This is a genomic window from Shuttleworthella sp. (assembly GCF_057251025.1).
This window is the reverse complement of record NZ_DBHIDN010000011.1, coordinates 1-11,956: the sequence shown is the minus strand read 5'-3', so window position 1 is coordinate 11,956 and position 11,956 is coordinate 1. Positions and strand designations below refer to the sequence as shown.

Annotated in this window: 10 protein-coding genes and 1 pseudogene; 10 read left to right on the top strand and 1 reads right to left on the bottom strand. The window is 45.9% G+C overall.

The window, feature by feature from the left end; translation table 11 throughout:
• Positions 1-191 precede the first annotated feature (191 nt).
• Positions 192-716 carry a bL17 family ribosomal protein gene (locus ACO5R6_RS04165; protein ID WP_485625927.1) on the top strand — a complete coding sequence of 175 codons (525 nt, stop codon included), beginning with the start codon at positions 192-194 and terminating at the stop codon, positions 714-716.
• A gap of 120 nt (positions 717-836) precedes the next feature.
• On the opposite strand, the gene ACO5R6_RS04160 is transcribed toward ACO5R6_RS04165, so the two are convergent.
• Complete coding sequence (locus tag ACO5R6_RS04160; RefSeq protein ID WP_485625926.1) at positions 837-3,284, bottom strand: endonuclease MutS2; 2,448 nt, start codon at positions 3,282-3,284, stop codon at positions 837-839.
• Between the two features lie 88 nt (positions 3,285-3,372).
• On the opposite strand from ACO5R6_RS04160, the gene ACO5R6_RS04155 reads away from it, so the two are divergent.
• From ACO5R6_RS04155 to ACO5R6_RS04115, 9 genes and pseudogenes are all read left to right on the top strand, one after another.
• Positions 3,373-4,329 (top strand): 3'-5' exoribonuclease YhaM family protein, encoded by a 957-nt coding sequence (locus ACO5R6_RS04155; protein ID WP_485625925.1) that lies wholly within the window; start codon positions 3,373-3,375, stop codon positions 4,327-4,329.
• Positions 4,330-4,344: 15 nt separating this feature from the next.
• Entirely contained in the window at positions 4,345-5,790 is a 1,446-nt protein-coding gene (rlmD, locus tag ACO5R6_RS04150) for a 23S rRNA (uracil(1939)-C(5))-methyltransferase RlmD (RefSeq protein WP_485625978.1), read from the top strand.
• Between the two features lie 9 nt (positions 5,791-5,799).
• The gene (locus ACO5R6_RS04145; RefSeq protein ID WP_485625924.1) at positions 5,800-6,303 is read left to right on the top strand and encodes a hypothetical protein; all 504 of its coding nucleotides are present in this window, start codon (positions 5,800-5,802) and stop codon (positions 6,301-6,303) included.
• 321 nt (positions 6,304-6,624) lie between these two features.
• Positions 6,625-7,521, top strand: a complete 897-nt coding sequence (locus ACO5R6_RS04140) for a hypothetical protein (RefSeq protein ID WP_485625923.1) — start codon at positions 6,625-6,627, stop codon at positions 7,519-7,521.
• A complete protein-coding gene (locus ACO5R6_RS04135; RefSeq protein ID WP_485625922.1) occupies positions 7,522-8,463 on the top strand; it encodes a DUF1848 domain-containing protein in 942 nt (313 codons plus the stop codon).
• Positions 8,464-8,887: 424 nt separating this feature from the next.
• Positions 8,888-9,316, top strand: a complete 429-nt coding sequence (locus ACO5R6_RS04130) for a VOC family protein (RefSeq protein WP_485625977.1) — start codon at positions 8,888-8,890, stop codon at positions 9,314-9,316.
• A 63-nt stretch (positions 9,317-9,379) separates the two neighbouring features.
• Positions 9,380-9,694, top strand: coding sequence for a TfoX/Sxy family protein (locus ACO5R6_RS04125; RefSeq protein WP_485625921.1), 315 nt, complete (start codon positions 9,380-9,382; stop codon positions 9,692-9,694).
• A 138-nt stretch (positions 9,695-9,832) separates the two neighbouring features.
• Positions 9,833-10,759 carry a DNA repair protein RadC gene (locus ACO5R6_RS04120; RefSeq protein WP_485625920.1) on the top strand — a complete coding sequence of 309 codons (927 nt, stop codon included), beginning with the start codon at positions 9,833-9,835 and terminating at the stop codon, positions 10,757-10,759.
• A 135-nt stretch (positions 10,760-10,894) separates the two neighbouring features.
• Positions 10,895-11,736: pseudogene (locus tag ACO5R6_RS04115) on the top strand (AraC family transcriptional regulator).
• The last annotated feature ends 220 nt before the right edge of the window (positions 11,737-11,956 follow it).

Sequence of the window (11,956 nt, the reverse complement as noted above, 5' to 3'; positions counted from 1 at the left end):
GATCGCAGGAGGCGGACGGATTGTTCGCCTCGTGAGAATGGGGATAAGTCCAAAGGGCGCCCGATTCTCAGAATCCCGAAGTGGCATAAGGTGTTCGATACGGTATGTCGTGCACCGATCAGCAGATGGGCGATGGGCCATAAGTCCAAAGAAGCAGGCCTGCCGCCCCCACCGGTCAGGAGGTATATTTCATGGCTAAGTATCGTAAATTAAGCAGAACTTCATCACAGCGCAAGGCCCTCCTTCGCAACCAGGTCACCAACCTGCTCTACAAGGGCCGTATCGTGACCACCGAGGCCAAGGCTAAGGAGGCCGCCAAGATTGCCGAGGGCCTGATCGCTCTGGCAGTTAAGGAGAAGGACAACTTTGACGAGGTCACTGTCCAGGCTAAGGTGCCCGTCAAGGACGTGAACGGCAAGCGCAAGAAGGAAGTGGTAGACGGCAAGAAGGTTACGGTCTATGAGACCGTCGAGAAGACCATCAAGAAGGACCAGGCCAGCCGTCTTCACGCAAGACGCCAGATGCTCAAGGTGCTCTACCCCATCACGGAGGTGGGCGCCAAGAAGCGCGAGACCAAGAAGGTAGACCTTGTGGCCAAGCTCTTCGATGAGATCGGCCCCAAGTATGCAGGTCGCAACGGCGGCTTCACCAGAATCATCAAGATCGGTCAGCGCAAGGGCGACGGCGCAATGGAAGTTGTTCTGGAGTTGGTTTAAGCCTATTCTTTCCAAAGCAAGATCGTGAATAAAATCCCCCCTCGGTTTGAAATGCCGAGGGGGATTTTTGTGATTGCTTTTGCGGTGATTGGCGCCGGAGGGATCTGCCTCATGGGAGTCCTAGTCATAGAGCTTGACTAAGGTGACTCCCGCATCGCCCTGTCCGAAGCCGGCCAGATCGTAGGACTTGACATGGGGATTGGCGTTCAGATAGTCGTGGACACGCCTCCTAAGAACCCCCGTTCCCTTGCCGTGGACGATGCGGATCTCCTTCAGGTGGGAGAGGGCGGCGTCATCCATGTATTTATCCAGGGCGGCAATGGCCTCATCTCCGCTCATGCCGAGGAGCTTGATCTCGGGAGAGATATAGGCGGACTTATTGAAGGAGGCGGAGTGGGAGGGATCGGAGGGGGGAGTCCCCCGTCTTCCGGTTCCGGGAATTTGCCGGCCGTTGAAGCTGGTGGATTCCTGGTCCCGGACCAGGGCGAGATCACTCAGATTGACCCGGCTTCGGATGATTCCCATCTGGACCTGCAGCCGGCCCGTCTTGTCGGGGAGGGAGTGGACCGTGGCGAGAACGCCCATGGAGAGGACCTTGACCTTGTCTCCGATATGAAGGTCTCCGGGCTTTAGCGGCCGGGTCCCGGCGGGGTTTTGGTCAGGATCAGAAGGCGCTCCGGACTGATTTCGCCGGTCCTTGAGCTTCTCGCCCAGAGCCCTCCGCTTGGCTTCCATTTGTGCCATATCCGCGCCGCTGTCCTTGCCGTACTTGCGGAAGTCGCGGATGGTCCGGTCCGCTGTATCCTTGGCCTCCTTGAGGATTCGGGCGGCTTCCTGATTGGCGGACTGAAGGATCTTGTCCCTGGAAGCGTTGAGCCGGGCCAGGCGCTGGTCGAGCTGGGCCCGGGTCTTGTCGATGGAGGCTCTTGCGGTCTCAGCTTCCAACTGGGCGCGCTCAATCGACAGGCGGCGGCGCTCAAGATCCGCCAGCAGGTCCTCGAAGGAGACGCTCTCCGCGTCGACCCGGCCCCGGGCGTCTTGGATGATCTCTTCGGACAGGCCCAGCTTGGAGGAAATGGCGAAGGCATTGGACTTGCCTGGGACGCCGATTAAGAGGCGATAGGTGGGGGAGAGGGTCTCCAGGGAGAATTCACAGGAGGCGTTCTCCACGCCTTCGGTCGACAGGGCGTAGACCTTGAGCTCGGAGTAATGGGTGGTCGCCATGACCCGGACCCGCCTGCGGTGCAGGCGTTCCAGGATGGCCGTGGCCAGAGCCGCCCCTTCAGCCGGATCTGTGCCGGCGCAGAGTTCATCAAAGAGGACCAGGGCATCGCGTCCATTGGCAAGGACTGCGTCCACACCATCCAAAATGCGGACGATATTGGTCATATGGGAGGAGAAGGTGGACAGGGACTGCTCAATGCTCTGCTCATCCCCGATGTCGGCGTAGACATTGTCGAAGACGGCCAGGCAGCTGTGGTCCCTTGCGGGGATGTGGAGGCCTGCCTGCCCCATCAGAGTCAGCAGGCCGCAGGTCTTGAGGGAGACGGTCTTCCCTCCCGTGTTGGGGCCGGTTACGATCAAGAGGTCGTAATCCCGGCCCAGTGCGATGTCGACGGGGACAACCCGGTCTTGATCCAGGAGGGGGTGACGGGCCGCCTTTAAGTGAATGATTCCCTCCTCATTGAAGCCCGGCTGACTTGCGGCCATATCGACGGCCAGCTGGCCCTTGGCGAAGATGAAGTCCAGTCGGGTCAGGTGGTCGAAGTTGCTTTCAATGGTCTCGATCTTCTCCAGGACCAGGTCTGAGAGCGCGCGGAGGATCAGGGTGATTTCCTCCTCCTCCTTCCGCTCCAATTCCCGGAGGTCATTGTTGAGGTTGACAACCGACATGGGTTCTATGAAGAGGGTGGCGCCGGAGGAAGAGGCGTCGTGGACCATGCCGGGCACGTAGTTCTTGTACTCTGCCCGGACCGGCAGACAGTAGCGCCCATCCCGCATGGTGATGACCCCATCCTGGAGATAGTCTCTGGAAGAAGAGGAGAGCATGCGGTTGAGCTGGCTTCGGATCCGGTCATTGACTAAGGCCATGGACCGGCGGACCTGTCGCAGGCCGGAGGAGGCGTCGTCAGAGAAGCTGTCCTCGGAGAGGATGCAGCGCTGAATCTCCCGGGTCAGGTCCGGGAGGGGGTCGAGGGCCGCAAAATCGGTCGTCAGGCTGTCGTCAGGCCGGCTGTCCCTCTTCTTCTCCCCATAGACGGCCGCTCTCTTGGTGGCAGTCAAAAGGGAGGCAATTCCCAGGAGTTCATGGGCATTGGCAAGACCGCCGATGGCAAGCCGCTTGCCGAGTAGGGTGGGATCTGAGCTGTTGCCGAAGGAGAAGGAACCATTTGCCAGAATCCTTCCCAGGGCATCTGCTGTCTGCCGCTGGGCAAAACGGATCTCAGACAGTTGGGTCATGGGCCTGAGCCGGCGGCAGAGATCCTTGCCCCGGTCAGAGCCGGCGCGGGCCTCCAGCAGAGTCAGGATTTTATCGTATTCCAGTGTTTTGTAGACTTTCTTATTCATAAGGGGATTATACGATATATGGGGGATTCTCTGCTATAATAGTGTAATCAATATGGTCTGCGCTAAGGGCGCTTAGAATGGAGTGGGAATGAAGTACATCAAGGAGTTGGTCGAGGGGGATCGCGTCAACGAGATCTATCTCTGCCGCAAGAAGACGCAGGCGACGGCCAAGAACGGCAAGCCCTATGAGTCTCTCACACTCCAGGACAAGACAGGCAGCCTTGACGGCAAGATCTGGGATCCGGGCTCTCTTGGAATCGAGGAATACGAGGAGCAGGATTATATTCAGGTGATGGGTGAAGTCACCCTCTTCAACGGCAACCGCCAGCTCAACATCAAGCGGCTGCGGGTTGCCAGAGAGGATGAGTATAAGCCGGCAGACTACCTCCCCTGCTCGGAGCGGGATCCGGATGAGATGTACAGGGAACTTCTGGACCTGATCGCCTCCGTCAAGATGCCCTATATGCGCAGGCTCCTGGATTCCTTCTTCGTCGAACAGGAGGGCTTCGCGGACAAGTTCAAGTTCCACTCCGCAGCCAAGAGCGTGCACCACGGTTACGTGGGCGGTCTCCTGGAGCACACCCTGAGCGTCGCGCAGATTTGCGACTTCTATGCGGCCCACTACCCCTTCCTGGACCGGAGTCTTCTTCTGACCGCTGCGATCTTCCACGATATCGGCAAGCTCTATGAGCTCTCTCCCTATCCGAAGAACGATTACACGGATGCGGGGCAGCTCCTGGGCCACATCATGATCGGAGCCCAGATCGTGCAGAACCGGATCATGAAGATTCCGGGCTTCCCGGCGACCAAGTCAGCGGAGCTGATCCACTGCATCCTGGCCCATCACGGAGAGCTGACCTACGGTTCGCCCAAGAAGCCGGCCATTGCGGAGGCCCTGGCCCTGTCTTTTGCGGACAATGCGGATGCCAAGCTGGAGACGATGAAGGAAGCCCTGGGAGATCTGGCTCCCGGCAACTTGAAATGGCAGGGCTTCAACCGCCTGCTTGATTCCAATATCCGAAAGACCAGTCCGGAGGAGGAATAAGATTGTGTGCCGGCTATGAAGAAGAATGATGTCTTTCCTCTGACAATTGAAGATATGGCAGTGGGCGGTCAGGGGATCGGCCACGAGGGGGGGATGACCTTCTTCGTCTCCGGAGCGGTCCTTGGAGATCAGGTCCTGGCGAGGGCGACCAAGCTCAAGAAGTCCTATGGATATGCCCGGCTGGAGGAGATCCTTGCGCCGTCTGACTACCGTGTTCCGGAGGCCTGCCCCATCGCACGCCGGTGCGGGGGCTGCCAGCTCCAGGCTCTCTCCTATGACCGGCAGAAGCGATGGAAGGAGGAGCGGGTGAAGGGAGATCTGGTCCGCATCGGGGCCTTTGATCCGGATTATATCGAAGGCATTACGGAGCCGATCCTGGGAATGGAAGATCCCTTCCGCTATCGCAACAAGGCCCAGTTCCCCCTGGGAGAGGACAAGGAGGGGCGGATGATTTCCGGCTTCTACGCGGCGAGGAGCCACCGAATCGTCCCTGTCGCAGACTGCCTGCTGGGAGCCGCCGAGAATCAGGAGATCCTGACGATCATCAAGGACTATATGAGGCGCTGCGGGGTCAAGCCCTATCATGAAGCCGACGGTCTGGGACTGATCCGCCATGTCTTGATCCGCAAGGCCTTTGCGACCGGGCAGATCATGGTCTGCCTGGTGATCAATGGACGCACCCTCCCCCGGCAGCAGGACCTGATCCGCGAGCTCAGAAGAATCGAGGGGATGACCTCGATTTCCTTGAATATCAATTGCAGGAAGACCAATGTCATCATGGGCGATGAGACCTGCTGTATCTGGGGAGAGGACCGGATCCTTGATTATATCGGGGAGGTCTCCTTTGCGATCAGTCCCCGGTCCTTCTACCAGGTCAATCCATACCAGACCAAGCGGCTCTACGAGAAGGCGCTCTCCTATGCGGACCTAAAGGGGGACGAGTGCGTCTGGGACCTCTACTGCGGGATCGGGACCATCTCCCTCTTCCTGGCCGGGAAGGCGGGACAGGTCTTCGGGGTGGAGGTTATTCCCGAGGCCATCGAGGATGCCAGGGCCAATGCCAGGCGGAATGGGATCGGGAACGCGCACTTCTTCGTGGGCCGAGCCGAAGAGGTCCTGCCGGACTTCTATGAGGGAAAGATAAAGCTCGACGGGGGCCCTGCCGAACGGGAAGCCCGCCATCCCGATGTGATTGTGGTCGATCCTCCCCGCAAGGGCTGCGATGAGCTCTGCCTTCAGACCATGCTCAAGATGCGGCCGAATCGCATTGTCTATGTCTCCTGTGATCCGGCCACCCTGGCGAGAGATCTGAGGGTTCTGGCAGACGGGGGCTATGCCCTGCGGGGGGTGTGTCCCGTAGACCAGTTTCCGATGACAACGCATGTGGAGACGGTAGTATGGATGTCACGGGCGGAATGGCATCATTCGTCCTGTGAAGAAAAGTTTGATTTGTTGAGATAGAGGTCGATCGTGTTAACGTATCAATTTAAATCAGGAACATCAAAATCTGACCTGATCATGGGATTAGGGCTTCCGGCAATCGTTGGGATGCCGGCTTTGATAACATATCTCTTATTGTTTTACACAAGAGGGAAGGTATTTTCGGAATACAGACTGTCAGGGCTTATTGCGTTTTTGCCGGGATTATTTGTGACTTGTTTTCTTATGAAAAGAATTCGAAATCACCTGGTAAAAGACTATGTAGTTGAACTCGTCGGTTCCAATATTCAAATTTGGGAGAATGGAAGACGCGTTGTATCCGGACCAATTTTGCATTGCAGAATGAATGCCATCCATGACAAGTTGATCAGAATAGATATATCTTCTGATGCTGGTCAAATATCCTTTCGAGCCAGACCAAAAGAATATAGAGCAGTTACCGGATTTTCATCGTTCAATCCCTTTGGAACAAGCAGTTCAAGCGACATGGAAACTTTATTATCACTGGGAATGAAAATACAGAGTGCCCTCTGATGGACTGGCGGTAATCTGCTATGATGGAAAGGAAAGCGTGATTGATAGGACATAAGAGGGTCTGGTGTATGCCGGAATCATAGGGGAAGATCAAATGGCAGCTGGCAGAGCGCTATGGTGCGGGAAATTACCAGCTCAAGCAGTTGGACAGGGAAGGAAACGAGAAGGTTGCTGAGGCAGAGGCAATGGAAGAGGTAGAGGAGACTGTTACAGCCGATGGGATAAACGTAATTATGAATAGGATCAATCAAGAATAATAATATCTTGTACAATTTGCAAAATTTATTTTACGTTATCGCATGGAGTTGAGGAGGAAGTTTTATGATTGGAATAACACAATATTTACAAGAAGTATATGATAATCTGCAAAAATATGTTGATAATGATGTACGCTTATGTAAGTTTAAAAAATTAAATTTTGAGGCAGGCTCACTTCCTGATTATAAAGATATAAATATTCAACAGTTATATTTATTAAGATATGCATTTGCTTATGCGTTTGAATATAGCAGAATGTATCTGGATGTATTAGCTCAGATGGATGATGTTAATAATATTTCGGTAACATCAGTAGGATGTGGTTCGATGATAGATTATTGGTCATTGGTACATGCATTAGAAATGAAGCGTAAAATAGATTGTAGTATAAGATATGTTGGAATAGATAAAATTGACTGGAAATACAAAATTCGTCAAAGAAAAAATGATGAATTACATTATTTAATTGGAAATGCGGCTGATTTTTTCACAAATAATAGTCAATTTATTTCCGATGTGTATTTTTTCCCGAAGTCAATTAGTGAGTTCTCTGATAGTGAACTGAATGTTATGGTAAATAGCTTTTCATCAAAGACGATACAGAAAGATAGATTTTTTGTTTGTATATCACTTAGGGAAGATCAGGGAAGTATGGATAGAGATATACAAAAAACAAAATGCTTAATTGAAGCGATAGGTAAGAATGGGTTTAAAATAAAATGGCCTTATACTCAATATAAAGATTTTGATTGTGATAATGGCATTGTCACATTAGATAATGAGTTTCAGTATCCACCAGATGCATTGGAATTTGTGAAAAATCTAAATATAGAATGTGCGAATTATAAGATTCAAAAAATGAATTGCCAATCTGATTGTCAGAAATATTTAAGGAGATGGCCCATTTTAAAAGTAGGGCATATTAGATATCAGGTAATTATGTTTGAAAGGGTAGATTAGATGATATTAAGTGTAAGTAGAAGAACGGATATTCCTAATTATTATTCTGAATGGTTCTATAATAGAATAAAAGAAGGATTTTTATATGTTCGTAATCCTATGAATGTTCATCAGATAAGTGAAATAAAAATCACTCCAGATGTTGTAGATTGCATAGTGTTTTGGACAAAGAATCCGTTGCCAATGATAAAGAGAATAGACGAGATAAAAGATTATAATTATTATTTTCAATTTACATTAACTGGATACGGAAATGATGTTGAGGCTAATTTGCCAAATAAAAAAACAAAAATGATACCGGTATTTCAAGAGTTATCTGAGAAAATTGGTAAACAAAAAGTGATTTGGAGATACGATCCTATATTTTTTTCTGATAGATATACGAAAGAATATCATTTGAAGGCATTTAAAAGTATTGCAGAGGCTTTAAATGGATATACAGAAAAGTGTGTGATTAGTTTTGCTGATATATATCCTAAAAATAAAAAAAATATGGAAGGCTTGTCAAGTTATGAATTAAATGATAATGAACTGAGAGAATTTGCTAAGGAATTAAGCAAAATAGCAGCGAATAATAATATTAAAATTGGAAGTTGTGCAGAAAAAATAAATTTGGACGATTGTCGTATAGTTCATAATTGTTGCATAGATAGAGAATTGATTGAAAAAATTATTGGATGTAAAATCAATGTTTCCAAAGATAAAAATCAGCGGATAGAATGCGGATGTGTTGAAAGTGTTGAAATAGGTACTTATAATACATGTAAAAATGGATGTGCATATTGTTATGCTAATTATAGTTCAAAAAGCGTAGAAACAAATGCTGCCAAATATGATCCGTTGTCACCAATTCTATGTAGTCAAGTTCAAGAAGATGACAAAATATCGATTAGAAAAGTTGAATCATTAAAACAAGCACAGCTTAGTATTTTTGATATGTGAGTGCAATATTACAGAGTATCTTTGGCTCCATTTTGGCTCTGAAAATTTGGAGTGGCATAAAAACGAGAGCGATTTTTAAAAAATATGGATAATAAATTCATTAAAAATCATAGAAAAACAATCAGTTCAAGCTATCCACACCCGAGTTCGAATAGAGTAACAAATATGCTTCTGCTAAAAAACTGTTGAAAATACAGTGATACAGCGTTTTGTAAGAGCAAAAAACTCTCGAGTGATACTGTTTTGATACGAAAAGCAAGAAAAAATAGGTTCTAAAGGGAGTTGTCGAATTGAGCGAGTTTTACAAGTGATACTTATTGCCCAAAGGGCAATAAGGTAGGAAATAATAGAAAGCCTTCCATCATTCTGGTGGGAGGCTTTTGTGGAAATAGTGGGTGACAAATTAGAATTTGCGGAGGTAACGATGAACAAGATTACTTGTATTTGTTTAGGTGTTCAAGATATGGAAAGGTCAATCAAGTTTTATAGAGATGGTTTAGGATATAAGACTGATTGCAGAGAAAATAATCCGCCGGTATGCTTTTTTGATACTCCGGGAACAAAGTTCGAACTATTTCCTTTGGAACAATTAGCAAAAGATATTGATGAAAATAATCCACCAAAAGGAAATGGATTTTCAGGAATTACATTAGCCTACAATGTTGAACATAAAGAAGATGTAGATACTGTAATTGAATTGGTAAGAAAAGCAGGTGGGAAAATTGTAAAAGAGCCACAGGAAGTTTTCTGGGGTGGATATCATGCGTATTTTTCGGATTTAGATGGATACTACTGGGAAGTTTCATGGGGACCCAATTTTCAATTTGATGAAAATGGATTGCTGAAATTTTGAGGATAAATAGGGAAAGAGTTACCATAACGTAAGGAATATTTAAAATTGAAGGAGGTAATCATAGTGAATGAATTTAATGCATTTGTTCGTGAGATTTTTTCCGCAGCAGGTGATATTGTCATAAAATCCATGATGGGTGGATACCTTATATATTTTAACGGTAAGCTGATAGGTGACATTTGCAATAATGAACTGTTTTTAAAGAGAACGCCGACATCTGACAAACTTCTTGCTGACTCAGAATTGCGTTATCCGTATGAGGGTTCAAAGACACTGATGCATGTATTTGACAGATTTGAGGATACAGATTTGATTACTGAACTACTGGAAGGTATGTATGCAGAACTGCCCGAAAAGAAACCCAAGAAAGCTAAATGAGACAGACCAGCTTCAGTTTGTAGAGACAGAGAAATTAGAATTTGCAGAGATAAACCCTATAATATTTGTACAAGAACTATAGGGAACACATTTTAATTGGCCTCTATGCTGTAGATATAAATGCAAAGGAGGTACAAATTGGATCAATATTTTGGTGAAGTATCAATTTGTTATACGAATTCTCTAGCTATGACACTTGATTCTTATGGATTTGAATATCGGCCAGAGTTTTTAGAAGCAATAATGGTTATGGGAAATGGTGCAAATGTTGCTCATGAGGATGAAAAGCATCCATTAGTTTTTTTCGATAATGGATCACCTGACCGATCTATTAGTAATTGTTTGAGAATTCTTGGATTCGAATATGATGACTACTACCTAGAAGACTCAGGTAGGATTAATTCTGATGTTATTAAAGCGCAGCTAGAGAGATTATTAGCTTTTGGCTCTGTCATTGTCGGACCGCTAGATATGGGATATTTAACTTATAACCCCAATTGCCAGGGCTTGCATGGGGTAGATCATTTTGTGTCAGTTTATGATTTGGCAGATAATGATATCTATCTTCACGATCCGGCAGGCTTTACTTGTTTGAAGGTAAATTTTGCAGAATTTCTGAAAGCTTGGAAAGCTGAAAGTATAGCATATAAAAGAGGCTCATATTCTATGTGGGGGAACTTTAGAAAACTAAGATTTCCAACAGATGAAGAGATTTATCATGAGACTTCTCTTGTTATCAAAAAACGATATGAATTTGGTGAGGAAGGGGTTATCTCAAATTATGCGAAAGTAGTAGCAGAAAATGGACTGAATGATGAGCAGAAAAAGTTGCACCAATATTTTAGTTTTAAACTGGCATCGGTTAGGAACTTGTATTTATGTAAATTCTTAGAAAAATATGATTTGAGACGATCAAAAATAAAAGAGAAATTAGCAATTCTTTTTGGACAAGCTCATATAAACTCTGTTGGAGAAGACTATAAAGAATTAGCTAAAACACTGGAAGAGATTGCAAGATGGGATAATGAATTTAGAGAACTATCCATCAATTATGAAAGGATATAATTATGATCGATATTAAAGAACTGAATTAGGGACTATTGGCTGTTCAAAGAGTAGAATTAAAAAAATAAGCTTTTACAGAGTATGTTCATTAGTTCTTCCGGAAGATGCTATTATTTCAATGAAGGGAGCGTCTGCATGAATCTCATTAAACCTTTCAATGATACAATCGATTATATTGAAAGGGTTTTAAATGATGAAATAGATGAGAAACAAATTGCTTATTTATCGGGTTATTCTTTTGCAATGTTTAGTCGTTTATTCTCAATTTTGACCGATATGACCCTAAGCGAATATATTAGAAATAGAAGATTATCCGAAGCGGCTATATTACTTAGAGAGACAGATAAAAAAATTATTGATATTGCTATGAATTATGGTTATGAGTCACCTGATTCTTTTACAACTGCTTTTAAAAACATTCATGGATATACTCCTTCAGAAGTTAGAAACGGGAAACCCTTCAAACTAGTTTCCCGGGTGCAGTTAGCACTAAGTGTCAGAGGAGGAAGAAGTATGAAAATTACAATTCAAAAGAAAAAGCGTTTATAGTTGCAGGCATAAATGAACAAAGTATCAATTCATCATTATGTCCGAGCGTTTGGGATAAACTATATGGAAAATATAGTCATGATGAATTAGCAAGTCTGGGAGAGGGACAATGTGTAGGTGTTTGTCACGATATAGAAAGTCCAGGCACTATCAATTATATGGCAGGTTATATCGTTAAAGATGCTAATAAAGTAGAAAATATGGGCTTAGATATTCTGGAAGTTGAAGAAGCAGAATATGCCATTGTGGAATTAACAGGAAGTGTTCCGGAGTGTATTCATAATGGGTGGAAATATGCTATGGAAGTATTCTTCCCTGAATATGGTTATGTTCATTCGGGAAGCCCTGATTTTGAATATTACTATGAAGGTGATATAGGTAACAAAGACTATAAAATGGAACTTTGGATTCCAATAACTAAAGCTTAAGAAATCCCGGTGTCTTTTTTGAAAGGCAGATGTTACAAAAACATGACTTACGAATGGGGATTTGGGGAATATTTAAAAATATTCAAACGGGGATTTAAGGTATATTACGCTTTGCATAAACGGGGATTTGAGGTAAAATCATTATGGTGAGGTGGTGTATATGGAGACAACAGTCTTTAAAAGGAAAATATATAATGAAATTCTTGAATGGAAAAACAAT

What these genes read in the sequence shown, in the direction of transcription:
- ACO5R6_RS04130 (WP_485625977.1), top strand. Translation starts at nt 8,888, where the DNA reads ATGAACAAGATTACTTGTATTTGTTTAGGTGTTCAAGATATGGAAAGG.
- ACO5R6_RS04135 (WP_485625922.1), top strand. Translation starts at nt 7,522, where the DNA reads ATGATATTAAGTGTAAGTAGAAGAACGGATATTCCTAATTATTATTCT.
- ACO5R6_RS04165 (WP_485625927.1), top strand. Translation starts at nt 192, where the DNA reads ATGGCTAAGTATCGTAAATTAAGCAGAACTTCATCACAGCGCAAGGCC.
- rlmD (WP_485625978.1), top strand. Translation starts at nt 4,345, where the DNA reads ATGAAGAAGAATGATGTCTTTCCTCTGACAATTGAAGATATGGCAGTG.
- ACO5R6_RS04140 (WP_485625923.1), top strand. Translation starts at nt 6,625, where the DNA reads ATGATTGGAATAACACAATATTTACAAGAAGTATATGATAATCTGCAA.
- ACO5R6_RS04160 (WP_485625926.1), bottom strand. Translation starts at nt 3,284, where the DNA reads ATGAATAAGAAAGTCTACAAAACACTGGAATACGATAAAATCCTGACT.
- ACO5R6_RS04155 (WP_485625925.1), top strand. Translation starts at nt 3,373, where the DNA reads ATGAAGTACATCAAGGAGTTGGTCGAGGGGGATCGCGTCAACGAGATC.